The sequence below is a fragment of the Sorangium sp. So ce834 genome, assembly GCF_051521425.1.
Lineage (GTDB): Bacteria > Myxococcota_A > Polyangia > Polyangiales > Polyangiaceae > Sorangium > Sorangium cellulosum_D.
This window is the reverse complement of record NZ_CP150351.1, coordinates 2,609,010-2,634,410: the sequence shown is the minus strand read 5'-3', so window position 1 is coordinate 2,634,410 and position 25,401 is coordinate 2,609,010. Positions and strand designations below refer to the sequence as shown.

The following is a 25,401-nucleotide window of genomic DNA, read 5'->3' as shown; positions in this document are numbered from 1 at the left end:
TTGCTATGACCAAACGAAGACGCACGCCGAGCACCTCCAAGGTGCGTCGACGCGAGCTCGGGTTCAAGAGGAAAGGCGACGGGCGGCACCAGGAGCGAATCCGGCGGCCAGACCCTTCCAGGATTCACGTCGAGCCCACGGAGAAGAACCTGACGGGCGTCGCAGGGCTTGCCCCGTTCGGCGCCTTCCTCCGCGAGCTCGGCGTCGACGTGGCCCTGAGCCGCAGGTTTTCCCGGCTCAAGACGGGCCGCTCGGTCATCTACCCGATGGCCGCGCAGATGCGCCTGCTGATGGACAGCGCGCTCGCCGGCGAGGAGCGCGTCTTCGGCATCGAGGCGCTCGCCGTCGATCCGCTCTTCGCGCGTCTGGCAGGCGGGGTCGTCCCCAGCATCGACACCGTCTACCGGGACCTGTGCCGCTTCGATGAGGAGGCGCTCGAAGCACTGCACAGCATGGTCGTCGACCACGGGCTCGCCCTCGTTGCTCGCCGAAAGCATCGGTTCGTGCACATCGACGTGGACACGACCGTGGAGCCGCTCTTCGGGATGCAGGAGGGGGCGCTTCCGGGCCCGAATCCGCGATACCACGGTCGACCGAGCTATCATCCGATCCTGGCGCGCATCGCCGAGGCCGACGCCATCGTCGGAGCCAAGCTGCGACCTGGCGACACGAGCTTCGGCGAAGCCGATGTACCTTTCGTCGAGGAATGCATCGACCGGGCGCGCGCCGCAGCGCCGAGCGCGGTCATCTACGTGCGGATCGATGGCGCGGGAGATTGCAGCGCCTTGATGCACGCCGTTGCCGCGAAGGGATGCTTTTTCCTCACCAAGGCGCGGATGAGTCCCGATCTGGTGGGCATGGTCGCACACGCCACTGGATGGCGTACCATCGACCGGGATGCCGACGGTCGTCCTCGACGGCAGGTGGCCGAGGTCCCCTTCCGGCGCAGCGAATGGCCGGATGGGGTCCGCGTCATCGCCGTACGCACACGCGACCGGGAGAACGGCAAGCAGATCTACCTCTGGGAAGGCCTCGACTACACGGTGCAGGTCTTCTTGACCAACGAGCCGGTCGAAGCGCCGGAGGACGTCGCGGGGCGATATGACCTGCGCGCGGGCATCGAGCCGCTTATCGGCGATCTCAAGCACGGGTGGGGATGCGGTCGCGTGCCGAGCCACTGCTTCAACGCCAATCATGCCGCGCTGCTGCTGAAGCTGCTCACCGCCAACCTGATGCGCCGCTTTGTGCTGGAGCACGTTCCGCACCTGGCGAGCTGGCGAACGCCGTGGCTGCGCCGCGCGCTCATCCTCGTCCCGGGAAGGTTGGCCCGGTCGGGTCGGGGCACGACCCTGCACGTGCCGGAGCGCTCGCAGCTCGCCCGCTGGCTGAATTGAGTCCGGACCAGCCGAAATCATCGCGGGGGTAAGGGGGGCGTGTGCCTTCGTGACGCTGTGGGTGCACCAATGTGTAATTGGCATCGCATTCTTCGGCGGAACGATGCTCGCACGTCGCCGTCAGCCCACTCGTGCCCCATGGGCGCGAAATCCACGTTTAAGGTGCCATGGGAATGGCGGGGTTGATCCGTGGGAGATTGGGTCCGCGAACGCATGGAGCTTGGCAGCCGACGTCCAGCGTGCGGGCACTTGCTCCGCCGCCAGACCGGTCCAGCGAAGGCGCGTTCGCCGCTCGATGACCGGCTACCGGTGTCGTCGTGGGCAACCCATCCGTTCGAGTCGGGCGGCCCTGGGTTTCACGTGCTCCTCCTGTCGCCGCCGCTGACGCTGACGCTGACGCTGACGCTGACGCTGACGCTGACGCTGATGCTGACGTCAAAGCACGGGACGTGCCATCGCCTCGTGCGCTGGACCAGTCCCGCGATCAGCAGCGAGATTGCCCAAATACCGGGCCGATCCAGGATGCTCTGGGGCTCGGGATGGTGGCTGCGCAGCGTGACAAGCGGCTCATCGATCGTGACATGTCACGGTATGCCGGCGTGACATGTCGCGGCGCCACCGTTACATCGCGAGCTCCGTGCGCCGGCCGGGGACCAGGGGGGATGCAGCCCCGAGGTCAGCCCGGCGACGGTGAGGGCGCGGTGGGTCTTGCGCTCGGAAGCCATGCAGGTGGTGCGGATGTGCTGGCGCGGCAAGCGGGACGCCACGCCGCGCGCCGAGGCGGCAGGCGCGGCGGATCGACCGGCGGCGAGGCGCCCGGGTGACCGGTCGGGGCGCCGACCGCGCGCAGGGTGCGGCACCGGGGCCCGCCTGGCGATCCCTGGGGGTGGTGAGGGAGGCTGGGTGCTTACCGGAGGGGCTTGCGTTCCGCCGGCGCAGCTCCGCAGCTCGCAGAACGCAAGCTGCCGCTACGGCGCGCGCCCGCCGTTCAGCCTGGAGCGCCTCGCTCTGCTGCCCGGCGACCGGCGTGCGCCGAGCCCGAGCTCCGAGGCGGCGTGAGCGCCGCAGGCCAAGCCCGCTGGCGCCCGCAACGCCGGCGTGCACACCGACGTGCGCCCGCGGCGCTGCCCGCGCCATGGGTTCGGGGCAAACGCCCCCGGTCGCGCAGCGCCGACCGTCGACGCCCCCGCCTGCGCGGGGCTGAAGAGGGCCAGAAAGGCGCCCCCGCCCTGAGCGCTCGCGGCACGCGCCCCGCCGCCGGGGCGGCCCGCGCCGCGCGCCCCTTACTTGCCGCCCTCGACCGGAAGCCCCTCGGCCCGCATCGCCCCCTGCACCGCCGGGCGCGCGGCCACCCGCCGCTGGAACGCGAGCAGATTGGGGAAGGCCGACAGGTCGAGCTTGACGAAATTCGCCCAGTTGGTGACCGTGAACAGGTAGGCGTCGGCCACGGTGAACTGCTCGCCGAACAGGTAGGGCCCCTTCGCGAGCGCCGCCTCGATCACGCCGTAGCGCTTGCGCAGGTACTCTTCGCGCTCTTGCCGCTGCTCGGGCGAGGTCTTCGGATTGAAGAGCGGGCTGTAGCTCTTGTGCAGCTCGGAGTTGATGTACCCGAGCATCTCTTGCACGCGGTAGCGAGCCATCGTGCCCGGCGGCGGCACGAGCTTCGCTTCGGGCTTCTGGTCGGCCAGGTACTGGACGATGGCCGGCCCCTCGGTCAAGACCTCGCCGCCGTCGAGCTCGAGCGCGGGGACGTACCCCTTCGGGTTGATGGCCCAAAAGTCGCGGCCCGACGACGTCTTCTTGGACGCGACGTCGACCTTGTCGAGCGTCAGCTCGATGCCGAGCTCGCGGGCGACGACGTGCGGAGACAGAGAACAGGCGCCAGGAGAGAAATACAATTTCATAGAGGTATCCTTCGAATTGTAGGGTGTTGGTGAGAACCCCGAACGACCCCGCCCCTTCGACGCGCCCCCGGGTGTTCGGGGCGGCGAGGGGCGGGCGGGCGCGGGGGCCGGCGAAGGCCCCCGCGCGCCCCGGCGAAGCCCGTCGCTTCGGCGAGGGCCGCGGCGCGCCAGCCCCGATCGCTCGGGGCCGGCGCCATCGAGACCAGCAAGCTAGCGCGCGAAGTTACTCTTGGATACTCGCCAGGTGCCAGAACCCTGAGAAAGGGGTATCTTCGGGGTTACCCATGGCACTGCCGGTTCGAAAAAATCGCGTCCCCCCGCCGCCCCTCTGCCCGCTGACGCTGTGCATGGCGCTCTTGCGCGGGGCCTGGGCGCCGAACGTCATCTGGTCGCTCAGCGGGCAGCCGCGCCGGTTCGGCGAGCTGCGCGTCGACATCCCGCAGATCTCGGCGCGGGTGCTGAGCGCGCGGCTGCGCGAGCTCGAGGCCAAGGGCGTGGTCACCCGCCGCGTCATGCCCACCTCGCCGCCCTCGGTCGAGTACGAGCTCACCCCGCTCGGCCAAGAGCTGGTGCCCGCGCTCCGTGCCATCGCCGAGGTCGGCGGAAAGCTCAACGCCCGAGGGCCCCACGCCGTGCCGGGGCCCGGGGCACGCCCGCGCAGGCGCGCGGCCGCCCCGGCGCGAACCCACGTTGCCTGAGCGCGGGCACGGACGCAGCAGCGGATCTCAGAACACCGTCGCAGCGAGCGACACGGTCGCTCCCCACCTCGGCCGCAAGCTCGCCGACGGCGCGCCGCCGAGGCCCACAGGATCATCGCGGTCGCTCCGCTCGATAAACGCAGACGCGCGCTGCGTGACCCCCCTCGCGAGCTCCCATTCCAGCTGCGCCGCCACGCGCGTCATCAAAATCATATCCCCCGCCCGAGGCGCCCCTTCCGGCACGCCCAGATCGCTCACCACGACCCGCTCCGCCAGCACGACCGTGCCGCTGCCGCCTGCATAGATCTCACGCGTGATCGCTACCCGCCCCTCCGCTGCGATCTGGCCCCCCACGTCGCCCGCGCTCCCTGTCGGATCGAGCCGCGAGAATGTTCCAGCGCCGATCGCCGCGCCAGGCCCACGCTCCCCAGCGACAACTCGGTCGAGAGAGCTCCAGCTCGGTACGAAAGGCAGCGCCGTCGACCGATAGACGAGATCCGCGAAGATCGTCGGCATCATGACGCTTGGGACGCTCTCCTTCTCGTCCTCCTCCGACGACGGCGCCTCCGGCGGCAGCGTGGCGTCATAAAGATGCGTCGGCACAGCGATACCGATGCCGCCCCGCGCCCCGAGCGACAGCCGTCTCGACAGCGAAATGCCCTCGAGCGACAGCACATCGAGCTCGATCGTGAGCGCCGCCAGACTGGTACGCACCTCCTCCCCCCGCTTGAACGGCGCGTCCTGCTGCGCCACCTTCAAATCGATGATCGCCGCACGGCCCGGCCGCTCGGGGCTCCGGTCGATGAGCTCGACCACGACCATCTCGACCCCGAGATCGCGCCGCGTGGTCCCCTCCTCGTAGCGCAGCACGTCGGCCTCGACGGCGAGGCTCATCAGGTTCATCTTCGCCGGCAGCACCGTGAGCATGCCCGGGAGCGCGAACCGGCCGCCCACCGACATCACGCCGCGCTGCGATCGCCAGAAGCGATCGGTAAACTCCACGGGCCTCTGGTACGAAAACCGCTGCTCCAGGACGACCGGCGTGAGCTGAAGCGTCGCGCTCTCCGCCGCGCTCCACTCGAACGCCCGAGCGCCGCCCATCGATCGCGCCGCGGCGAGGCCGGCCGCGCCCGCGCGGACGATCAAGCCGCGGCGCGCATCGAGCGTCGAAGGCGAAAAGAGGCCCAGGGCTGGCGCCCTCGCGTCCGGCTCCGCGGCCGTCCACCCGATCCACCCCTCGCCGTCGATATACGGCCGCAGCCCGCCCCGCGCGCCATCGCCTCGCGTCCCCGCGGCGAGCGCGTCGACGCCCAGCGACAGCGACGCTCCCCAGCGCTCGTCCTTCACGATCGCGATCGAGTGCGGAGGAGCCTCCTCGCCAGCCACGGCGCTCGCCCCCGGCTCGTCCTCGCCGCGCGCGGACCCGCCCGCGCCGAGCTGCGTAAGGAGCGCGCACGCCCCGGTCAGCGCGATTCGCTGACGACGCGAAATCGCCTGCGCACGCAGGCGCTTCTGCGCGGGGTTTGGACGCATCGACGTGGGGCCCAGAGGGCGCCTAACAACTCCCGTGCCCGCGCCGAGCCCGCCTCCTCCCCAGCACCGCCGCGAGCGCGCCCACCAGCACCGCGACCACGCCTCGGGCGAGCGTGACAGGCCAGTCCTCAATGTGATGGCACATCCTGACGGCCGCGCATGTACTTGACATCTCCTTCCGCGCCGCGTCGTTCCGGCGGAGCCCGCACCTGGCGCGCTCTTCGGGCTGGTCGCGACCGGCGCCTGCGTTGGTCCCAGACCGGCCTGCTCGGTGGACTCGCCTGCGTCTGCTCGGCGTCATGCGCGCGGGCGGCGCCCGAGCGCCCCGTGGATGCGGTCGTCATCGGGGCCCTCCTGCCGTTCTCTGGCAGCGAGTCGGCCATCGGCCGCGATCTAGAGTCGCGCGCAGCCGCCGAATACGACTTCGACGAGTACGGGGCGAACCAGCACCATTTCACGCAGACTTGGACCGCCGACGGCGACGCCGTCGTCGATCTCGCCCCTGTTCCCGTTCCATGTAAATCCAATCGAGCTGCACGCATGGGAACCGCGCGCGACCGAACGAGCCACGTGACAGGAGGGGTCTCATGACGACGAATGGACGATGCTGGGCGGCGGCCTTCGGGCTCACGCTGATGACGGCGGCCTGCGGAGCGAGCGATCACCGACGCAGGGCGGGAATCCACGCCGATCGAACGGGCGCCGATTCCCCAGAACGAATCCACTCCGATGGAGATCGAGGCGACGATCGACAGGCTCGTCGCCGAGATCAACAAGACCTCGTTCCAGCCGAGCTACACGAACTGCATCCCCCAGGCCGGTGATGCGAGCCAGATCCAGAACGGGTATCCGGGCAGCCACGCCTCAGGAAAGGCGGTGAGCGAGGCGCCGTGACTTGCGGTTTCGGTGATGAGGCGCATGGCCTTGTCCACGCCGGCGTCGAGATCGAGAAATGCAGGGGCGGCCTGGACAGCCGCGGCCTTGAATCGGGAATGGGCCATGGTCATGGCCCATCGATAGCGCCCTCGCCGCCGTGCGGATTGGGCCGGAGCGCGCGCCAGGCCCGCGTGGCGCGCGGCGCCAGCGCCTCTCGTCGGCGACGTCAGCGCTTCTTCTCGAAGGACACCTCGGGGTACTCGGGCGAGGGGCCGTCGAGCAGCGGCGACGCGTCGCCGCGCACGTGCGCCTCGACGAAGGCGCGCGTGTACGCGTTCGTGATCTCGACCGCGCGGGCCGGAGCGAGCGTGCCCAGCTCCTCGGGGAGGGCGCCTGCGCCGAGCAGGTGCTCGATGACGACGGGCAGGTCCGAGAATGTGAGGTGCGCGGCGCCCTCGACCCGCGCGAGGTAGCCCTGGCCCTTCAGCGCGCCGTAGGTCTCGTCGACGCGCACGTCGTCGACGTGGCTCTCCGCGAGCATGATCAGGAACGGCTGCGCGAGGCTCCGGCCTCCGGCGCCGCTCTCCGGCCCCACGAGGCTGCCGTCGAGGTTGAGCCCGGCGTCGAAGCGGTCGTCGACGGCGCACGCCTCGGCGGCCATCGCGCCGCCGAAGGAGTGGCCGAGGACGCCGACCCGATCGAGGTCGAGCCGCCCGGTGAGCAGGCCCTCGGGGTCGTGCTGCGCGGCGGCCGTGAGCTCGTCGAGCACGAAGCGCGCGTCGTCGACCCAGACCGCGACGTGCTCGTCCATCGCCTCGAAGAAGGCTTCGACTTCCTCCGGCGTCGCGTCCATCCCCGGCGGCGTCCCGACGACCGGGCTGAAGGGCACCGCGCGGCCGTCGGGGAACACCGCCAGCTCGGTGTCGTGGGTGTGGCTGATGGCGGCGACCACGAAGCCGTGGCTCGCCAGGTCCTCGACGAGGCTCGTGTAGTCGGCGCGGAGCATCCCGAACCCGTGCGAGAAGAGGAGCACCGGGTAGGGCGCGCCCTCGTCGGCGAGGGGGACGCCGGTGCGCGCGTGCGTGACGAAGCTCGCCTCGAAGCCGTCCTCGACCGGGAGGCCGGCGCTCGCGCGGCGGCTGTCGCCCTCCTCCGGCGAGAGGTACGGCGCGAGCTCGCCGGCGCCGCAGGGATCGGCCGGATACCAGAGCTGCACGAGGAGCTCCCGGCGGTCATCGGGATCCTCGGTCGCCTCCTCGCCACGCGCGCTGTCGGTCAGCGCGCGGACCTGCGTGCCGACCGGGTGCGGGCCGGTCGGGCGGGGAAGCTCGACGAGGCCGTCGCCGGGCGGAGCGTCGCCCCACGCGGTGCAGACCGGATCCCCGTCGCGCGGCGGCACGGCGTCGTCGTCGCCGCAGCCGGCGAGGAGCGCGCAGGCGGAGAGGGAAGCGAGCAGCCAGGAGGCATGTCGAGAGAGGCTGTGATGGATCATGTTCGGTTCGTGCTCATACCGTGATCGAGACCGGCGCGGCGAGCACGATTGTGGGGGGTGGCCCATCACCGGGCACGGCCATCTCGGCCCCCGACGGCCGCATCGCAGCTCGGCTTCGGAGGCCACGTCACAACGGCGCCGCACACCTCGTGCTCGAGCCCATCGCGTTCGTGGCCAGGCTGGCCACGCTCATCCCTCCACCGTCGGAATCAGTGTGGGAGCACGTTGGCTGGGCGCTGGCCCGCCACACGGAACAGCACGATGGCAGCAGCGGTCCACGCGATCAGCGTGACGACCGAACCCTCGACGCCGTAAGCACCGCCGCTCAGCCACTCCGGACCGGCCGGCGTCACCTGAATCCAGCCGCGCGCCGCATGGCCGGAGACGGGCACCGACATCAGCGCATCGAACAGGTAGTTCCAGGCGAAGTGCATGCCCATGGCGATCCATACGCGGCGGGTGAGCAGATAGACGCCGAGCAGGCCGGCGCCGGCCGATGCCGTGGCCAGAATCGCGAGGGCGCTCACGTTCTCGTTCGGCAGGTGGGCAAGCGCAAACAGCAGTACGTTCGATGTCGCGGCGATGCGGAACCCCCACCGCTCCTCGACGATGCGGAACAGGATGGCGCGGAACACGAGCTCCTCGAAGGTCGCGACCATGATCTGCTCCGGCAGCGGCTTGAAGATGGCCCTCCAGTCACCCAGGCCCTGCACCTGCAGGGCGCCACACAGCAGCAACGAGCCGGCCACACCGACCGCCAGCGCCGCGCCGATGCCGAAGCCCATGCCCAGCTCCGGCAGGATGCGTGGCCCGGCAGCCTCGAGCGGCTCGCGCTTTTCCACGTTGCGCACGTAGAAGCGGTAGCCTGCCATGCATCCGGCCGCGGCCAGCAGCGTAGGCCACACCACGCGCATGGGTTTGGGCACGATTTCGGACAGCATCAGCAGCAGCGCCATGGTGCCGATGGAGGCAAGCACCGCAAGCAGGATGCGGACGAAGGTGTTTGCGAGAAGGCGCTTGCCCAGCGAAGGACGGGGCGCTGCGTCAGCAGTGGCGGTGCTCATTTGTCGTCCTTTGTTGAACTGCTCCGGCCCCCGCCTGCGCGCCGCCCTCCGAGGTAGCACATCCGTTCGCCGCTGGCTGCGCCGCGAGCTGCACGTCGCCGTCGGGCGCGAACCGCGTCTTGTGGCGCACGCCCCACGCGCGCTCGAGCGCGCTCCAGCGACGCGCGAGCTGCGCCACGCTCGCGACGCTCTCGAGCAGGTAGAGCGTCGGCGAGAAGGTCAGCGCGTCGGAGCCTCGAGCGGACGGCCCGCGGCCTCGAGGCTCTGCGCGAGCACCTGGGCGACGGCGCGCGCGTGGGGCTCGGCGAACATCGTCATGTGATCGCCGGGCACCCAGCGGATATCGACGCCGGCGCGGGCGTGCTTGCCCCAGCCCCAGGCCGGGTCGTCCGCCGCGCGCGCGAAGAGGCCGAGGTCCACGAGAGGGTCGAAGCGGCTCGGCTCGGAGGCTCGCAGGAGCACGACGCGATCCACCGTCACGTGGGCTGGATCGTAGCGGCCGTACGCGAGATCGCTCGCCTTCATGACCTCCGCGATGCCGCGCGCGCGATCGGGTCCCGCGTCCGTGGGCAGGACGCCAAGAGCCCCGAGCCGGCGCGCCAAGAGATCGAGCTGCGCCTCCGGGCTCCTCGCCCGGAGCTCCTCGTCGAGCGAGCGCAGCGCCTCCGAGGACATCGGCTCGAAGAGCGCGAGGATGGCCGTGAGCCAGCGGGCATGGTCCCACCGGAAGCCGATCCAGTCGCGCTCGGCGACGGGCGCCGGGACATCGAGGATCGCGAGCAGGGCGACCTGCTCGCCTTCGCGCTCGAGCTGCCGGGCCATCTCGAAGGCGATGGCGCCGCCGACGGAGTGGCCACCGAGAGCATAGGGGCCATGAGGCCTGAACGCGCGGATCGCGGCGAGGTGATGAGCGGCGAGCGCCTCGATGGTGGCGAGCGGCGGCGACTGCCCGTCGATGCCGGGGTACTGGAGGCCGTAGAAGGGCTGATCCGCGCCGAGGTGCCGCGCGAGCGCGTGGAAGTAGACGACGTTGCCGCCGGAGCCGGCGACGCAGAAGAAGGGCGGGCGCCCGCCGTTCGGCTGGATGGGGACGAGGGGCGTCCAGGGGCGCGCACGCGCGGGCGCGCGCAGGGCGCTCGCGACGCGCTCGACCGTCGAGCCTCCGAACAGGGCGGCGAGCGGGAAGGCCTGCCCGAACTCCTGCTCGATGCGCGCCGTCAGCAGCGTGGCAAGGAGCGAGTGGCCCCCGAGGTCGAAGAAATCGTCGGTCGCACCGACGGGGTTGACGCGGAGGACCTCGGACCAGATCCGCGCGAGGCGGAGCTCGATCTCGTCGCGGGGAGCGACCCATGCACGGCCGGTCGGGGCCGCGAGCCCCTCCGGCTCCGGGAGCGCGCGCCGATCGGCCTTCCCGCTCGGCGTCAGCGGAAGCGAGCTCAAAGGGACGATCACCGCAGGGACCATGTAATCAGGGACGGTGGCCCTCATGAACTCGCGCAGATCACCGACATCGCAGCCGTCCCGCGGGACGACGTAACCGACCAGCCGCTTGCCGCCGGTCGCGTCGTCCCTGGCGGCGACGGCCGCGGCCTCGACGCCAGGATGGCGGGCCAGGACGGCCTCGACCTCGTCGAGCTCGACACGAAAGCCGCGGATCTTGACCTGCGCGTCCGTGCGGCCGAGAAACGCGATGTTGCCGTCGGGGAGATACCGCGCAAGGTCGCCGGTGCGGTAGAGGCGAGCGTCGGGAGCGGCGGAGAAGGGATCGACGAGGAACCGCTCCGCCGTGAGCTCTGGCCGGCCGAGGTAGCCGCGCGCGAGGGAGGCGCCGCCCACGTAGAGCTCGCCGGGGACGCCGATCGGGACGGGGTGCCCCGCAGGGTCGAGGAGGTAAATCTGGGTGTTGTCGATCGGTCGGCCGATCGACGGCAACTCCGGCCATGCGCTGGCCGGGCCAGAGAGCGTGAGCGCGGTCACGACGTGCGTCTCCGAGGGACCATACTGGTTCTGCAGCACGCAATGGGGGAGCTCCTCGAAGAAGCGGCGCACCGCGGGCGTGATCCGGAGCTGCTCGCCCGCGACATAGAGCTCGCGCAGGCTCTCCGGGGCCGGGGCGCCGCGGTCGACGGCCACCGCCATCTGTTGCAAGGCCACGAAGGGGAGGAACATGCGGGCGACGCGGTGTTCCGCGATGACCCCGAGCAGCGCGAGCGGATCTCGGCGCGCCGGCTCCGAGATGAGGACCAGGGTGCCGCCCGTCCAGAAGGTGGCGAACAGCTCGAGGAAGGAAGCGTCGAAGCTGATCGGCGCAAACTGCAGGGTGCGGTCGCCCGAGCCGAGCGCGGTCTGGCGGAGCTGCCAGGCGAGGAGGTTGACGAGGGGCCCCAGCGGCATCGCGACGCCCTTGGGAGTCCCCGTGGAGCCCGAGGTGTAGAGGACATAGGCGAGCTGATCCGGTGAGGCCTCGTCGTCCAGGTCGTGATCGGGCTCGGCCGAGAGGAGGTCCTGGGCGGCGTCCATGCACAGCGCCTCGGCGCCGTGGTCCGGCAACAGGTGGAGGAGCCCCGCGCGGGTGACGAGCACGCGGACGCCGGCGTCGGCGCACATGAAGCGCAGTCGCTCCGCAGGATAGCTGAGATCGAGCGGGACATAGGCCGCGCCGGCCTTGAGGATCCCGAGCACGCCGACGATCAGCTCCGGCGTCCGGTCCAGGAGCAGGGCGACGCCGGTATCGCGGCGGACGCCGAGCCGGCGCAGGCGACGCGCGAGCTGGTTGGCGCGGCGGTTCAAGGCGTCATAGGTCAGCTCCTCCGCGCCGAAGACGACGGCGGCGGCGTCCGGGGTCCGGCGCACCTGCGCCTCGAAGGGCGCCACGATGGAGCAGGAGGGGCGCTCGATCGCCGTCGCGTTCCAGTCGTCGAGGAGCTGCCGGCGCTCCCCGGGGGTGAGCATGGGCAGCTCGGAGATCCGCCTCGCGGGGTCCTCGGCCATCGCGGCGAGCAGCACCTCCAGGTGGCCGGCCATCCGCCGCACGGTCTCTGCCGCGAGCAGATCGCTGCGGTGCTCGATCCGACCGAGGATCCCCTCCGCGCGCTCGTCGATCTCGATCATGAGGTCGAACTTCGCGGTGCCCGTGTGGACGCCGAGGCGGTCGAGCGTCCACCCGAGCGGGCCTGCGGCGAGCGGCGGCTGGGAGATGAACGCCACCTGGAAGAGGGGATTCCGGTCGGCGTGGCGCCGGGGATGGAGCGCCGCGACGAGGGCCTCGAACGGGAGCGCTTGATGCTGGAGGGCCTCGAGGCTGAGGCCGCGGACCCGCCGCAGGAGCTCGCCGACCGTGGGATCGCCGGAGAGATCGGCGCGGAGGACGAGGGTGTTGTCGCAATAGCCCATCACGCGCTCGAGCTCCGGCCGGCCGCGCTGCGCGATGACCGTGCCGAGCGCGAGATCGCGCTGGCCGGTGTAGCGATGGAGGAGAACGTAGATGGCGGCGGTCACGGTCATGAAGAGCGTGCCCCCCTCCCTGCGACCGAGGCGCCTCAGGGCCTCGGTGAGGTCGCTCGAGAGCGCCATGCACGCGCGCTCTCCGCTGCAGCGCGGGGCGCTCGGGCGGGGCCGGTCGAGCGGGAGCTCGAGCTCGGGCAAGCCGCGGAGCCGCTCGATCCACCACGGGAGCTCGGCCTTCGCGGCCCGCTCGGCCTCGGCCCGCTGGTAGGCGACGAAGTCCGCGTACTGGGCCGGGAGCTCGGGCCACGGCGGCGCCGTCGCGCCGCGGGAGAGGGCGTCATAGGCCACCTCGAGCTCCGCGAGCAGGACGCGGTACAGGGAGATGCCATCGACGATGAGATGGTGCAGGACGAGGTGGAGCTCCTGTTCGTCGTCGGCGAGGCGCACGAAGGTCGCTCTGAGGAGAGGAGGTGCTCCTAGGTCGAAGGAGAGCCGGGCTTGCTCTTCGGCGAGGCGCTGCGCCGCGGGCGCACGGTCCGCCGGAGGGGCCGCCCGCAGGTCGACGACGCGCAGAGAAAAGGAAGGAGCGCGAAGGAGCCGCACCGGCCGACCCTCCCTCTCGACGAACGCCGTGCGCAGGATCTCGTGACGGCGGATGAGCTCGACGAGGCATCGCTCGAGGACGCCTTCATCGACCGGGCCGCGCATGCGGATCGCGCAAGGCTCGTTGTAGAGCGGCTCTCCGGCGTGGAGGCGGTGCAGGAACCAGATCTGCTCCTGGCCGGGGGAGAGCGGGAGCTCGTGCTGCGGCGCCGCGAGAGCGGCGGCGTCGTCCGCCGAGCGCGCCGCGAGCTGGCTGCCGGCGTCTTCCTCCCGGGGGGCGCGCTTCGCGTCGATGTGCTCGGCGAGCTCGGCGATGCTCGGCGCGCTGAAGAGCGCGTCCACCGAGAGCTCGACGCCGAGCGCGCTCCTGATCCGCGCCGCGGTCTGGATCGCGATCAGCGAGTTGCCGCCGAGATCGAGGAAGTTGTCGTGAACGCCGACCTCCGCGCCGAGGATCTCCTTCCAGATGGCGGCCAGGGCGCGCTCGGTGGCGGTGCGCGGGAGATCCGCGGGATCGATGCCAGCGTCCCCTGCGGGCGCGAGCTCCGCCGGCAGCGACGCCCGCGAGAGCAACGCCTGGCGATCGAGCTTGCGGCTCACCGTGCGAGGGAGGCAGTCCATCGCGTGGAAGGCCGAAGGGATCATGTAGGCGGGCAGCCGCGACGCGAGGAAGCCGCGCAGCTCCTGCGGAAGGTTCGACGAGGGCGTCCGGGGTACGACGAAGGCGACGAGGCGACGCGAGCCGTCGGCGTGCTCCGGGGCGACCACCGCGGCGTCGCCCACGAGCGGGCTCTCGACCAGGATGGCCTCGATCTCCTCCGGCTCGACGCGGAAGCCGCGGATCTTGACCTGATGGTCGGCGCGTCCGACGAACTCGAGGTGTCCATCGGCGCGCCAGCGCACGAGGTCTCCTGTCCTGTAGAGGCGAGCGTGCCCTGATGGATCGAAGGGGCTCGTGATGAAGCGCTCCGCCGTGAGCTCTGGCCGGCCGTGATAGCCGCGCGCGAGGCCGGCCCCGCCGAGGTAGAGCTCCCCTGCGACCCCTCCGGGAACGGGCTCGCCCGCCGGGCCGAGCACGTGCGCCTCGACGTGCGGCATCGGGCGCCCGATCGGGACCTCGGCGCCGAGGTCGTCGACGGCGGAGAGGTCGCAGGTGATCGCGACGACCGTGGCCTCGGTGGGCCCGTAGGTGTTCACGAGGCGCGGGGACGGCCCGCAATGCGCCTTCCACGCGAGGACCCGCGCGAGCGACGCGCGCTCGCCGCCGATGATCACGAGGCGGACGCAGGGCGGCAGCTTCAGGCCGGACGCGGTGAGCTCGACCGTGAGCTGGTGCCAGTAGCCGGTCGGCAGATCGAGGACGGTCAACCCGAGCTCCGCGCAAGCCGCGACGAGCGCGGGCGCCGAGCCGATCATCGCCTCGCTGCGCAGCACGAGCGTGCCGCCGGAGGTCAGGCTGGTGTAGATCTCCTCGACGGCAGCGTCGAAGCTGATCGCGGCGAACTGGAGGACGCGATCGCCCGGGCCGATGCCGTAGTCGACGCACGCCGAGCGCGTGAAGCGCGACAGCGCGGCATGCTCCACGACGACGCCCTTCGGTTGGCCGGTGGATCCCGACGTGTAGATGACGTACGCGGCCTGGCCGAGGCCCGCGGCGGCGGCCGGCGCGGCGGTGGGGCGAGCCTCGATGGCGGTGCGGTCGGCGTCGAGGCACACGACGTGCGCCGCCTGCGACGACAGCCGGCAGGCGAGCGCCTCCGACGTGAGGACCGTCACGACGCCCGCATCCTTGAGGATGTAGGCGCGACGCGGCTCCGGCTCGGCGGGGTCGATGGGGACGTACGCACCTCCCGCCTTCAGCACGGCCAGCATCGCGACGATCTGCTCGATCGAGCGCTCCAGGCAGATGCCGACGAGCGCCTCGCGGCCGACGCCGAGCGCGGCCAGGTGGTGCGCGAGCTGGTTGCTGCGGGCGTCGAGCTCGGCGTAGGTGATGGAACGGGCGCCGGCGACGACCGCGATCGCGCCCGGAGCTCTCTCCGCCGCTCGCGCGAACAGGTCGTGGACGCAGGCCGCGTCGTCGGAGGCGCCGCGGGGGTGGGCGGCGCCGTTCTCGCCGGTGCGCGCCGGGCGCGCGCCGCCTGGCCAGAGATCCCCTGCGGGCGCGGCGAGCGTCGTCCGCGGCGCCTCCGCGCGACGCGCGCGAGAAGGCGGCGTCCAGTAGGCGAGATCCTCCTCGAACCTTCGGCGCAGGTAGGGATCGAGCGCGTCGCTTATGCCCGGCAGCCCCTGCTCGACGTCGCCGACCGCGGCGGCATAGCGGGAGATGCGGAGCGCGAGCGCGTCGCGGCTCATGAGGGCGGCCTCCTCCCGGGCTCCATCGCACGCCGCCGCGAGCGCCGCGTCGAGGCGTCCCCCGAGCCACGCGGCGGCCGGGCGCAGGGCCGACGCATCTCCGCGGCTGCTCTCGACCGCCGCGAGGAGGAGCGCCTCGGTCGTGGCATCCCCGAGGAGCGCGCTGCCCCAGTAGAGGGCGGTCGATCGGTCGTCGAAGGGCGTCGCGGCATTCCCCGCGCGGGCCCGCACCCGCGTTGCTGCTTCCTCGAGGCGGCGGGCGATCGCCGGCGACGCGCACGTCTCGGCGAGGAAGCGGTACAGGCTCCGGTCCGCGTGCAGCGCGCTCGAGCCGAGCACCATGTTCAAGGCCTCGGTCGGGCCCTCGAAGATGCGCCATGGGCGCGCGTCGCGGTACATCTGCGGCACGAGGTTGCTCTCCTCGTAGCCGCGCGCCCCGAGGAGCTGGACGAGCTGATCGACGGCCCAGCCCAGGGACTCGGCGCCGGCGTTCTTGCAGGCCATGTACGCCTCGGCGGGGACGCTCCGGCCCGCGTCGCGCAGCTCGGCGATCCGCGTGGCCAGCGCCTCCACCGACGTGATCCGGGCCGCGAGCTCGCTCATGCGGGCGAGCGTCACGGGGTTGTCGAGGAGGTTGCCTGTCAGGACCTGCCGCCGCTCCGCGTAGCGGAGCATGAGCTGCGCGCAGCGCTTCATCCCGCCGACCGCCATCCCGCCCAGATAGAAGCGGATGAGCATCATCGTGTCCCGGGCTCCCTCCATTCCGCTGCCCGGCGCGCCGAGCATGTCGGCCGTGGTCACGCGGACGCCGTCGAGCACCACCGTGTTCTTGGTGAACCCGCGCAGCCCCAGGGTGAGCGCCTCTGGCCCGATATGGAGCCCGTCCGCGCCCTGGCGGACGATGAAGCCCGTCAGCCCACGAGAGCGGCCGCGCTCGTCGAGGAGCTGGGCATAGACGTGGATGACGCTGGCGGCGGAGCCGGCGCCGACCCAGAGCTTGCTGCCGTGGAGGCGCCACGCGCCCTTACCTTCCGGGACCGCCCTGGTCTCGATGGCGCGGAGGTTGGAGCCCGCTTTGGGCTCGGTCATCGCCACCGCGGCGAAGGCTCGGCCGCGCGCGACGAGCGGGAGGAGCTCGCCGCGCACCGCCTCGGTCGCGTGGTGGCCGATGGTGTGCGCGCCGAGGATGCTGTCCAGAACGACGATCGCGAGCGTGAGATCGATGGCCGAGAGCTGCTCGAGGACGCGGAGGGCGTCGCCGCAGCGGAGGCCGAGCCCGCCATGGCGCTCGGACACCTGCATGCCGAGCAAGCCGCGGTTGCCGAAGTCCAGGATCACGTGCGGCGGGATGCAGCGCCGCTCGTCGATCAGGCGGGAGTTGATCCGCCGCTCGGCGTAATCGCGCACCCACCGGATCAGCTCATCCGCGCGCCGCCGGCTGGTCTCCGGAGAGGCAGCCCAGGGCTCGGGTTGTACGATGTTCGAGTGCTGCTCGACGTGATGGAAGGTATCGGTGTGCATGTGCAAATTCCCTGCGAAGGCGCGGCGCCTCGTGCGCCGGTCGGAAATGTCTCCTGGTCAGCCGATCCGCTCGTGGGGGAGGCGATCACTCCGTGAGGATGCTCTCGGGGCCGGCGATGACCGGGGTGTAGTCACGGCTCGCGAGGAACTCGGGCCGCGGCATCGAGACCGGGTGAGCTCGATTGAGGACGCTGTTGTACGTGACCAGGATGAGGCACCGGTCGATCGGCGTGATGTTGTTGCTCGACCCATGTACGAGGTTCGGGTGGAACAGGAGCACGGAGCCGGCGGATCCCAGCGCGGTCCGTACGGGGTGGCGAGCCGCGAGGTAGCGCACCTGCTCGCGGCTCAGCACGTACTTGAGGTCCGCGGTCAGGTTGTGGATCCACGCCGGTTCGCCCGCGTAGGCCCCGCCTTGGCTCGCGGACGGGCGCACCTCGATGACGCCCTCGCGGTGCGAGCCGGCGAGGAACATGAGCGGGCCGTTCGACTCCGTGTTGTCGTCGACCATGACAGCGACGTTGACCAGCCGGGGCTCGGGCAAGCCGTCCTCTTCACGCCAGAAGATGAAGTCCTGGTGCCAGGGCCAGAGCTCGCCGGCGAACGCCGCCTTGAGGTTGATCTTGAACTGATAGACGAACACCTCATCCGCCAGGATCTGGCGGCACGGCTCGACGAGACGAGGGTGGCGGACCAGCCTGGCGAAGCTCTCGAACGTCTTGTGCTGGCCGTGAACGCCGCGCACGGTCTGCCCGTCCCGCTCGAGGACGCGGCGCGGAGACTCCTCGGCGAGCGCGACGCGGGTGTCGGCCCGGATGCGCCCGAGCTCGGCGTCGGACAGCACGTTCGGGATGATCACGAACCCGTCTTGATGGTAGGCGTCCAGCTGAGTCTTCGTGAGCTTCATGAGCGGATCTCCTCCCGTGGTCATGGCCGTCATCAACGCGACGGCGAGCGGCAGATACAGCGTCGTGGAACGATTGCGACGCAGCGTTGAGCGCGTGCGCGGTCATCCCCCTGGCGCACGGCGATGCTGCTGTGCCCGGTAGACAATGCACTTTGCGGGCCAATCACGTGTTCTCGCTCACAGAGCGCCGGCCGTGTCCGGCGCCCGGCGGTGGTCCTGGAGGTGGAGGGCACGGCGGGAGCGCGGAAGGCGCCGGGCGCGGAGCGCAGGTCCGCGGAAAGGCTCCGCTTTAGCGCGCCATGCGGCCGGCGAGGGCGCCGCGCTCATGGGGCGCCGTCTCCGTGACATGTCACGGGGGCTGTCACGCTGCCGCCGTGACATGTCACGGGGACTGTCACGCTGCCGCCGCGACATGTCACGGGGACCGTCACGCTGCCGCCGTGACATATCGCTCGTCGGGCTCGCGATCGTCGTCGTGCTCTCGGGGCTCGTCGCCGCGTTCCTCTGCTGGGGCTGACGTTTCCGCGAGGGCAAGACTGCCCTCCCCCGCCCGCGTCTACGGCGCGCCGCCGAATTGAAGCTCGACTCCGCCGATCCTATAGCTATCGACGTAATAGCTCTTGGCGACGCGGTCGTAGCTCATCTCGCCCCCTCGACCGCCCCCAACCCCCCAACGGAACGAGCCAGCGGGGGAGGGCGTGCGGCGCGGGCGGGGGGCGGCGGGGCAGGCCCCCACAACCCCGAGCGCCGGCCCGCGGCGCAGCGATTCGCCCCCCGATCGCCCCACCCGTTCCCATGGCCATAGCCACCAAAAGGCGCGAGTTTGTGGGACCGCCCCGCCGCCCCCCGCCCGCGCCGCACGCCCTCCCCCGCTGGCTCCGCTGCAGTCGGCTCAGCGCCTACGGTTGCCCCGGCTCCACCGCGATCTCGTCGAACCGCTCCGCCGCCGCGTGCCGGCTCCCCGGCTCCCGCGCCGTCCCTGGCCGGAGCAGCTGCACCGTGCGCATCCCCGCCGCCGCCGCCGCGTCGAGCTCCGCCGCCACGTCGGACAGGAACAGCACCTCTCCCGGCTGCACCCCGAGCGCCTCCGCGATCCGCTGGTAAGCCCCCGCCTCCCGCTTCGGTCCGGTCGTCGTGTCGAAGAACGCCGTGAAGAGCCCTGTCAGGTCCCCGGATGTCGTGTGCTGGAACAGGAGCTTCTGGGCCTCGACCGACCCGGAGCTGAACACCGCGAGCGTCGCCCCGCGCTCCCGCCACCGCCGCAGCGCCGGCGCCACGTCCGCGTACACGTGGCTCCGGAGCCCGCCCGACTCGTAGGCGCTGCGCCAGATCTTCCCCTGCAGCGCCTTCAGCGCCGTCTCCTTGCGATCCTCGTCGATCCACGCGCGCAGCGCCGCCGCGAGCTCGCCGTCGCTCACCGCCTGCGCGGGCGCGCCCCGCTCGCGCGCGACCGCGCTCCGGGCCGCCTCGACCTCCGGGCTCCCGGCGTGCGCCGACACGTACGCGGCCAGGTCCCGGCGCGCCACCGAGAACAGCGTCTCGTGCACGAAGCGCACGTCCGTCGTGGTCCCCTCGATGTCGACCAGCACCGCGCGCGCGGGGATCGACGCCGTGCTCACGCCGCGAGCCTCGGGAAGCGCGACGCGATGTCCGACCCGGTGTGCTCGGCGACCCACCCCTTCGGATCGGAGAACCACCGGATGCAGGTGAACGACGGCGCAGGCCCCATGTCGAACCAGTGCCGCGTCCCGGCAGGAACGCTGATGAGGTCGCCCTTCTCGACCAGGAAAGAGAGCACGCGCTCCCCCTGATGGATGCAGAACAGCCCGCGCCCCTCGACGAAGAAGCGCGCCTCGTCCTCGGTATGGATGTGCTCGTCCAGGAACTTCCGCCGGAGCTCCGCGTGATTCGGCGTGCTCGGGGAGACCGAGATCACGTCCGCCGTGACGAACCCGCACGCCTCGGAGAGCTGCTTCACCGGGCCGGCGTACGCCTCGAGCACCTGCTCCGGCGACGCCGAGGGCGGCAGCGGGCGCTCGGCGGACCAGCGCTCGAAGCGGATCTGCGACGCGCCGGCGACGCGGGCGATGTCCTCGAGCGTCGTGTATTCCTCGGCCTTCGTCGGATCGTTCTCCCGGTACACCCGCAGCAAGCTCATGAGAGCCTCCCTTCCAGCAGCGCGCAGTCGAGCATGAACTCGAGCGCCTCGATGTGGCGGATCGTGTCCGCGATGTCCGCGCCCCAGGTGTAGAGCCCGTGGCCGGCGATGAGGTAGCCGTGCACCGGCGGGTGCGCCGACATGAACGCCTCGACGTCCTCGGCCAGCTTCCGGATGTCCTGCGTGTTGACGAAGACGGGGAGGAGCACCGTGCGGTCGTGCGTCGTCACCCCGGAGAGCGCCTTCGCCACCTCGTAGCCCGCGAGGGTCACGTATCCCTCCTGCGCGCACCGGCGCGAGAGCACCGTCGCGGCCCGCGAGTGGGTGTGCGCGACGGCGCCGATGGCGGCGGAGCGCCGGTAGAGCTGGCAGTGGAGCGCCGTCTCGGCCGACGGGCGGCTGGCGGACGGCCCGACCAGGCGGCCGTCCGCGTTCACGACCACGATGTCCGACGGGCCGAGCGCGCCCTTCGGCCGCCCGGACGCGGTGATCGCGATGGTGCCTTCGCCGAGCCGGGCGGAGAAGTTGCCGCTCGTGGCCGGCGTCCAGCCGCGCTCGTAGCACCAGCGGGACAGCTCGATGAGCTCGGCTGCGACCGAGGAGAACGAGGCCAACGACGTCCCGCGCGCGCTCACCGCGCGACCATACCAAAGCGAGCCCGGCCGATCAACGCGCCACCCGGCGGCCCGAGCCGCAGAGTCCGGGACAGCCGCGCTCGGCGCGCCCTCGCCTCCGCGCGTCACGACGTCGGCAGGCGGCCCTCCGCGCGCCGTCCAGCGCGGTCGCGCGCGCCGCGGAGCAGGCCGGCCCAGAACCCGAGCCCGTGCGCCGCGTGCATTGCGGGGAAGATCGCGCAGAGCAAGGGGAAATCGCCGGGCGAGGCGCTCCGCGCGAGCCGGAGCGACGCCGCGATGACGAGCGCGGCATACCCGAGCGCCGCGAGCGCGAGCGCGGGTCGGACGGACGGCAGCAGGGCGGACGCGAGGGCGAGCAGCGCGGCGGCGGTCACCAGGAAGAACGGCAGCATCGGCCGGAGCGACAGGAGCCTCCGGCGGCGGAGCAGGGTGCGGGCGCGCCCCTTGCCATAGGCGAAGTACTGCCGCGCGAGCGCTGGCAGGGACGATCGCGGGTAGTAGTACGCGACGATGTCCCGGGACAGGTAGACGGCGCCGCCGGCCTCAATGATGCGCTGGTTGAGCTCGGCGTCCTCGTTGGTGATCGCGTCCGGGTCGTAGAGGCCGGCGATCTCGAACGCCTCGCGCCGGAAGGCCCCGTTGAAGACGGACTCGACGAAGCCCTCGCGCGAGGGGTCGCGGTAGGCCGAGCCGCCGACGCCGAGCGGGCTCGAGAGCGCGGCGCAGAGCGCCCGCTGAAAGCGGTTCCGGTGGCGCGCCCGCGCCGCGCCGCCCGCGTTGAGTGCGCCGGTCCTCCGGAGCGCGGCGACCGACGCGGCCACGTAGTCTCCGGCGTAATCGGCGTGCGCGTCCATCCGGACGATCACGTCGCCTCGCGCTCGGCGAATGCCGATGTTCATCGCCGCGGCCTGGATCCGGGCGGGGTTGTGGAGGAGCGTCACCCGCGGCTCCTCCGCCGCGACGCGGGCGACGATCTCCCGTGTCCTGTCGCTCGAGCCGCCGTCGACCACGAAGATCTCGAGGAGCTCGGGAGGATAACGCTGCTTCAGGGCGCAGCGGAGGACGTCCTCGATGTAGCGCTCCTCGTTGTAACAGGGAATGACGATGCTGCACCGCGGCCGCTCGGCGAGCGGGCGCAGCGAGAGGCGGCCCGAGAGGGGCGCGCTCGCCGATGGATCCATGAACTCCCCCCGTCTCTCTCGGGTCGAACCGACCCGACGCTGGACTGTACGAGAGGCGGATACAAGCGCGGGGCCATGAGGCGTCGCGGGGCCGACCGGAGCAAACCGTGCCGCGCGGGAGGGCCGGGAACGCGGGTGAGCAGGCCGCTGGGCTCGGGCTGCACATCGGCGGGCGAGCTCTTGCCGAGCTGCCCGCTCGCGAGGCCGAGCGAGGGGGGCCGGCGGATGGGATCACGGCTGGCCGAAGGGAGAGTCCATCAGGAACCGGCTTTGGACGAAGACTTCATCGTCGAGCGTGGGGCCGTTCACGAGGCCGGATTGGCCCCGGGGCTCATCCCGCTGCCTGAATCCAGAACACGCTGGCGCGCGCGCGTCTCCTCACCAGGGGATCGGGCCTGCGTCGTCCGAGAAGGTGCCAGTCGGCCCGTCGGGGCCGAGCAGCGCGAGCCGCACCGGCTCGCGCGCTCCTTCGGCGACGGTGCGCGTTCCGCTGTGCGCGTTGAGATCGGTCGCGACGTAGCCGGGGCACGCCGCGTTGACCTTGATCGCGGTGCCGGCGAGCTCCTGCGCGAACGCGACCGTCACCGCGTTGAGCGCGCTCTTCGACGGGGTGTACGCGACGCCGCCGACGCTGCGGTTCGGCGTGGCGGGATCGCTGATCAAGGTGAGCGAGCCGAGGCTGCTCGACATGTTGACGATCCGCCCGGCCGGCGCCTCGCGGAGGAGCGGCAGCATCGCCTGGGTCACGGCGATCACGCCGAACACGTTGGTCTCGAACACCTCGCGGACGTCGGCGAGCGAGGCCACGCTCGGCCGCCCGCTCTGAACGATCTCCTCGACCGTGACCCCGCTCTGTGCTCCGCTTTTGACGATGCCAGCGTTGTTGACGAGGACGTCGAGCCGGCCGAGCTCGCGACGGATCCGCGCTGCTGCGGCGGCGATCGAGTCGGCGTTCGTGACGTCGAGCGCGATCGCGCGAGCATCGCCGGCGATCTGCTTCGCGGCGGCCTCGCCGCGCGCGAGGTCGCGCGAGCCGACGAGCACCGTGTAGCCGCGCGCCGCGAGCTCCTTCGCGATCGCGTGGCCGATACCTTTGTTGGCCCCCGTGACGAGGGCGACGGGTTTGTCGTGCATGTCCCCTGGATAGCGATCTCCGCGGGCGCTGCCTTGGCGATTCTTGGCCGGTCGAGAGGGCAGCCAAGAATGCCCAAGCCGGCCGCCAAGAATGCCCAAGCCGAGGGGCCGCGCCGGTCGTACAATGGGGGCGTGACGACCCGTGCCGAGCTCCTTCCCGTCCCCGTGCCCGGCGTGCGCGTGACGCGCTGGTCGACCGACGAGCTCTACGGCGGCATGAAGGAAACGTACGCGATCGCCCGCATCGAGGCTGGGCGCACGGAGTGGTGGAGCCGCGGAAAGGTGTGGAGCTGCGGCCCGGGCTCGTTGCAGATCCTGCAGCCCGGCGACGTGCACCGCGACATCTCGCGCGACGGCCCGGGCACGGGCCAGTGCGTCGCGCTCTCGGCGCAGATGGTCGAGAGCGCGATCGGCAAGGTCTGCGTCCATCCACAGCTCGACGCCGGTGACGAGCGGGGCGCGGCGTTCCACCGCCTGCATCACGCGGTGCGCGCCGGCGCCGATCGTCTCGTGCTCGAGGCCGCGGTCGCCGAGGCGATCGCAGCGCTCGCGGCGATGGGTGACGCGCAGCGCGAGCACACGCGACCGGTGCGCCGCGCGATCGAGCTCCTGCGAGAGCGGCTCGCCGAGCCGGTGACGCTCGACGACCTCGCTGCGCACGCCGGCCTCGACAAGTACCACCTGTGCCGCGCGTTTCGCGCGCAGGTCGGCATGTCTCCGTACGCGTACCTGACGCGGCTGCGGATCATGCGCGCGAAGGAGATGCTCGCCGCCGGCGTGAAGCCGCGCGACATCGCCCCGCAGGTCGGCCTCTACGACCAGAGCCAGCTCAACCGGCACTTCCGGCGCATCGTCGGCACCACGCCCGGCCAGTACGCGCGCAGCATGTAGGACAGCTCACGGGCGGAGCGGGGCAACGCGGCGGCTCGGGCAGGCGCGTCTGCCGCTGCCCGAGCCGCCGCGTCGGCGGGGCGCGAGGTCAGAATTGCGAGAAGAAGTTCCAGATGGCCGAGCTCGCGAAGCTCGGCTGCTGGTGGTCACCGGCAAACTCGCAGCGGTGCACCGGGTAGCCCTCCCGGCACCCTTGATAGGCGACGCACGAGCTCGGGCCTACGGGGGTCGTCTCGGTGCTGCAGCCGTTCTTGCGCACGAAGACGTCGAGCGCCGACCTCCCGGCCGAGATGGGGACGACGCTGTCGGACAGGCCGTGCGACATCCAGACGGCGACGGGCTGGGTGTTGGATTGGTTGCAGCCGCTGTAGAGGGCGCCGGACATCGGCGCGATGGCCCGGAAGACGTCGGGCATATCACAGCCCAGCGCGTTCGACATCATCCCGCCGAAGCTCCACCCGGTCGAGAAGACGCGGCTCGTGTCGACGCACAGGTTGGCTTCGAGGTGGTCGACCATGGCGCGGGCGAAGGCGATGTCGCGCCCGCCCGTGTTGGCCCAGCCGTTGTCGATGCCGTTCGGCGAGACGAAGATGGCGCTGCCGTTCGCCAGCGCCTTGAGCCCATAGTACCCGTTGTTCACGACGTCGCTCGCCGATCCGCCGCGCCAGTGCCAGCCGAACACCAGCCGATACGCCTTGTTCGGGTCGTAGTTCGCCGGAATGTCGAGCACGTACTGGCGCGTGGTGCCGTTGACGTTGATGGTGCGGTTACCGCTGGCGAGGGAGGTGGGAATGCCGCAGCCGGCGCTGCGCACGCCGCCGGTGCCGGTGCCGCCGCCGGAGCCGCCGCTGCCGCCGGAGCCGCCGCTGCCGCCGCTGCCGCCGCTGCCGCCGCTGCCGCCGCTGCCGCTGGTGCTGCTGGTGCTGCTGGTGCTGCTGGTGCTGCCGGTGCCACCGGTTCCCGAGCCCACGGGCGTGAGTCGGAATTGCTGATTGGTGCCGCCGTTCGACGCCCATTGAATCACGGCGGTGCCGTCCGCGGTGCCGCGGCCGTAGACGTCCAGGGACTTGCCGCTGTGGCGCGCGGTGATGCGCACGACGCCGCTGGCGACGTCCGTGAACGACCACTGCTGGTTTGTCCCGGTCCAGCAGGAGTATTGCTGGATGGCGGCGCCGTCGCCGGTGGAGGCGCCCGTGACGTCCATGCAACGGTTGCTGTTGACGTTGCGGATGCGATAGTAGCCGCCGCCCGCCGATTCCATCCGGAACTGTTGCCGCGTCGAGCCGTTGCAGCTGGCGATCTGCATGGCCGCTCCATCAGCGGTGCTGCCTCCGGCCACCTGCACGCATTTTCCACTCTGGACGCCGACGATCGTGTAGACCGCGTTCGTATCGACCGTGATGGCGCCCTCGAGCGAGCCTTGCTCCTCGATCTCGGCGTCGTACGCCCCCTCGGGGCCGACGACGCACGACACGGCGAGTACGCCCGTCGCCGCCGCAATCAAGCCCTGCTTGGTTCCGAATCTCATCTCGTCCTCCTCCTGTCAAGTAAGTGAAACTGCCATCTTCTCACTGCTCGACGCTGCCCTTGCGCAGGTCGTGGTCGCTC

The 25,401-nt window shown here is 71.5% G+C and carries 18 protein-coding genes and 1 pseudogene; 5 read left to right on the top strand and 14 right to left on the bottom strand.

All coding sequences use genetic code 11. The annotated features are described in order from the left end of the window. The first annotated feature begins 5 nt into the window (after nucleotides 1–5). Nucleotides 6–1,394 (top strand): IS1380 family transposase, encoded by a 1,389-nt coding sequence (locus WMF20_RS09395; protein ID WP_437606646.1) that lies wholly within the window; start codon nucleotides 6–8, stop codon nucleotides 1,392–1,394. A 249-nt stretch (nucleotides 1,395–1,643) separates the two neighbouring features. Beyond that, nucleotides 1,644–1,997 (top strand): hypothetical protein, encoded by a 354-nt coding sequence (locus WMF20_RS09390; protein WP_437612536.1) that lies wholly within the window; start codon nucleotides 1,644–1,646, stop codon nucleotides 1,995–1,997. A 680-nt stretch (nucleotides 1,998–2,677) separates the two neighbouring features. Here the strand turns inward: WMF20_RS09390 and gstA are convergent. Beyond that, nucleotides 2,678–3,298 carry a glutathione transferase GstA gene (gene gstA, locus WMF20_RS09385; RefSeq protein WP_437612534.1) on the bottom strand — a complete coding sequence of 207 codons (621 nt, stop codon included), beginning with the start codon at nucleotides 3,296–3,298 and terminating at the stop codon, nucleotides 2,678–2,680. A 284-nt stretch (nucleotides 3,299–3,582) separates the two neighbouring features. Between gstA and WMF20_RS09380 the strand changes: the two genes are divergently transcribed. Next, complete coding sequence (locus WMF20_RS09380; protein WP_437612532.1) at nucleotides 3,583–3,996, top strand: winged helix-turn-helix transcriptional regulator; 414 nt, start codon at nucleotides 3,583–3,585, stop codon at nucleotides 3,994–3,996. 27 nt (nucleotides 3,997–4,023) lie between these two features. Here the strand turns inward: WMF20_RS09380 and WMF20_RS09375 are convergent, their stop codons facing one another. After that, complete coding sequence (locus WMF20_RS09375) at nucleotides 4,024–5,382, bottom strand: hypothetical protein (protein WP_437612530.1); 1,359 nt, start codon at nucleotides 5,380–5,382, stop codon at nucleotides 4,024–4,026. A 474-nt stretch (nucleotides 5,383–5,856) separates the two neighbouring features. Between WMF20_RS09375 and WMF20_RS09370 the strand changes: the two genes are divergently transcribed. Continuing rightward, entirely contained in the window at nucleotides 5,857–6,120 is a 264-nt protein-coding gene (locus WMF20_RS09370; RefSeq protein ID WP_437612528.1) for a hypothetical protein, read from the top strand. A 206-nt stretch (nucleotides 6,121–6,326) separates the two neighbouring features. Here the strand turns inward: WMF20_RS09370 and WMF20_RS09365 are convergent. From WMF20_RS09365 to WMF20_RS09315, 11 genes and pseudogenes are all read right to left on the bottom strand, one after another. Further along, nucleotides 6,327–6,536: pseudogene (locus tag WMF20_RS09365) on the bottom strand (nitrilase-related carbon-nitrogen hydrolase); the annotation flags it as partial. 95 nt (nucleotides 6,537–6,631) lie between these two features. Beyond that, nucleotides 6,632–7,897 carry an alpha/beta hydrolase family protein gene (locus WMF20_RS09360; RefSeq protein WP_437612526.1) on the bottom strand — a complete coding sequence of 422 codons (1,266 nt, stop codon included), beginning with the start codon at nucleotides 7,895–7,897 and terminating at the stop codon, nucleotides 6,632–6,634. A gap of 209 nt (nucleotides 7,898–8,106) precedes the next feature. Continuing rightward, the gene (locus WMF20_RS09355) at nucleotides 8,107–8,961 is read right to left on the bottom strand and encodes a CPBP family intramembrane glutamic endopeptidase (RefSeq protein ID WP_437612524.1); all 855 of its coding nucleotides are present in this window, start codon (nucleotides 8,959–8,961) and stop codon (nucleotides 8,107–8,109) included. Continuing rightward, the gene (locus WMF20_RS09350; protein ID WP_437612522.1) at nucleotides 8,942–9,139 is read right to left on the bottom strand and encodes a hypothetical protein; all 198 of its coding nucleotides are present in this window, start codon (nucleotides 9,137–9,139) and stop codon (nucleotides 8,942–8,944) included. Before WMF20_RS09350 ends, WMF20_RS09355 begins: the two co-directional genes overlap by 20 nt. A gap of 41 nt (nucleotides 9,140–9,180) precedes the next feature. Then, nucleotides 9,181–16,887, bottom strand: a complete 7,707-nt coding sequence (locus tag WMF20_RS09345; RefSeq protein WP_437612520.1) for an amino acid adenylation domain-containing protein — start codon at nucleotides 16,885–16,887, stop codon at nucleotides 9,181–9,183. Between the two features lie 85 nt (nucleotides 16,888–16,972). Beyond that, nucleotides 16,973–17,794, bottom strand: a complete 822-nt coding sequence (locus WMF20_RS09340; protein ID WP_437612518.1) for a phytanoyl-CoA dioxygenase family protein — start codon at nucleotides 17,792–17,794, stop codon at nucleotides 16,973–16,975. Between the two features lie 899 nt (nucleotides 17,795–18,693). Continuing rightward, the gene (mtnC, locus tag WMF20_RS09335; protein WP_437612516.1) at nucleotides 18,694–19,413 is read right to left on the bottom strand and encodes an acireductone synthase; all 720 of its coding nucleotides are present in this window, start codon (nucleotides 19,411–19,413) and stop codon (nucleotides 18,694–18,696) included. Beyond that, nucleotides 19,410–19,952 carry a 1,2-dihydroxy-3-keto-5-methylthiopentene dioxygenase gene (locus WMF20_RS09330; protein ID WP_129574011.1) on the bottom strand — a complete coding sequence of 181 codons (543 nt, stop codon included), beginning with the start codon at nucleotides 19,950–19,952 and terminating at the stop codon, nucleotides 19,410–19,412. The genes mtnC and WMF20_RS09330 overlap by 4 nt, the downstream gene beginning before the upstream one ends. After that, nucleotides 19,949–20,587, bottom strand: a complete 639-nt coding sequence (locus tag WMF20_RS09325; RefSeq protein WP_129574010.1) for a methylthioribulose 1-phosphate dehydratase — start codon at nucleotides 20,585–20,587, stop codon at nucleotides 19,949–19,951. The genes WMF20_RS09330 and WMF20_RS09325 overlap by 4 nt, the downstream gene beginning before the upstream one ends. Nucleotides 20,588–20,691: 104 nt before the next feature. Beyond that, the gene (locus tag WMF20_RS09320; RefSeq protein WP_437612513.1) at nucleotides 20,692–21,768 is read right to left on the bottom strand and encodes a glycosyltransferase family 2 protein; all 1,077 of its coding nucleotides are present in this window, start codon (nucleotides 21,766–21,768) and stop codon (nucleotides 20,692–20,694) included. Between the two features lie 378 nt (nucleotides 21,769–22,146). Next, entirely contained in the window at nucleotides 22,147–22,902 is a 756-nt protein-coding gene (locus WMF20_RS09315; RefSeq protein ID WP_437612511.1) for an SDR family oxidoreductase, read from the bottom strand. A gap of 132 nt (nucleotides 22,903–23,034) precedes the next feature. Here WMF20_RS09315 and WMF20_RS09310 point away from each other — a divergent pair, with 132 nt between their 5' ends. After that, nucleotides 23,035–23,793 carry a helix-turn-helix domain-containing protein gene (locus WMF20_RS09310; RefSeq protein ID WP_437612509.1) on the top strand — a complete coding sequence of 253 codons (759 nt, stop codon included), beginning with the start codon at nucleotides 23,035–23,037 and terminating at the stop codon, nucleotides 23,791–23,793. An 88-nt stretch (nucleotides 23,794–23,881) separates the two neighbouring features. Here the strand turns inward: WMF20_RS09310 and WMF20_RS09305 are convergent, their stop codons facing one another. Continuing rightward, a complete protein-coding gene (locus WMF20_RS09305; RefSeq protein ID WP_437612507.1) occupies nucleotides 23,882–25,321 on the bottom strand; it encodes an RICIN domain-containing protein in 1,440 nt (479 codons plus the stop codon). Between the last annotated feature and the right edge of the window lie 80 nt (nucleotides 25,322–25,401).

What these genes read in the sequence shown, in the direction of transcription:
- WMF20_RS09395 (WP_437606646.1), top strand. Translation starts at nt 6, where the DNA reads ATGACCAAACGAAGACGCACGCCGAGCACCTCCAAGGTGCGTCGACGC.
- WMF20_RS09345 (WP_437612520.1), bottom strand. Translation starts at nt 16,887, where the DNA reads ATGCACACCGATACCTTCCATCACGTCGAGCAGCACTCGAACATCGTA.
- WMF20_RS09380 (WP_437612532.1), top strand. Translation starts at nt 3,583, where the DNA reads ATGGCACTGCCGGTTCGAAAAAATCGCGTCCCCCCGCCGCCCCTCTGC.
- WMF20_RS09340 (WP_437612518.1), bottom strand. Translation starts at nt 17,794, where the DNA reads ATGAAGCTCACGAAGACTCAGCTGGACGCCTACCATCAAGACGGGTTC.
- WMF20_RS09315 (WP_437612511.1), bottom strand. Translation starts at nt 22,902, where the DNA reads ATGCACGACAAACCCGTCGCCCTCGTCACGGGGGCCAACAAAGGTATC.
- WMF20_RS09320 (WP_437612513.1), bottom strand. Translation starts at nt 21,768, where the DNA reads ATGGATCCATCGGCGAGCGCGCCCCTCTCGGGCCGCCTCTCGCTGCGC.
- WMF20_RS09360 (WP_437612526.1), bottom strand. Translation starts at nt 7,897, where the DNA reads ATGATCCATCACAGCCTCTCTCGACATGCCTCCTGGCTGCTCGCTTCC.
- gstA (WP_437612534.1), bottom strand. Translation starts at nt 3,298, where the DNA reads ATGAAATTGTATTTCTCTCCTGGCGCCTGTTCTCTGTCTCCGCACGTC.
- WMF20_RS09355 (WP_437612524.1), bottom strand. Translation starts at nt 8,961, where the DNA reads ATGAGCACCGCCACTGCTGACGCAGCGCCCCGTCCTTCGCTGGGCAAG.
- WMF20_RS09330 (WP_129574011.1), bottom strand. Translation starts at nt 19,952, where the DNA reads ATGAGCTTGCTGCGGGTGTACCGGGAGAACGATCCGACGAAGGCCGAG.
- WMF20_RS09305 (WP_437612507.1), bottom strand. Translation starts at nt 25,321, where the DNA reads ATGAGATTCGGAACCAAGCAGGGCTTGATTGCGGCGGCGACGGGCGTA.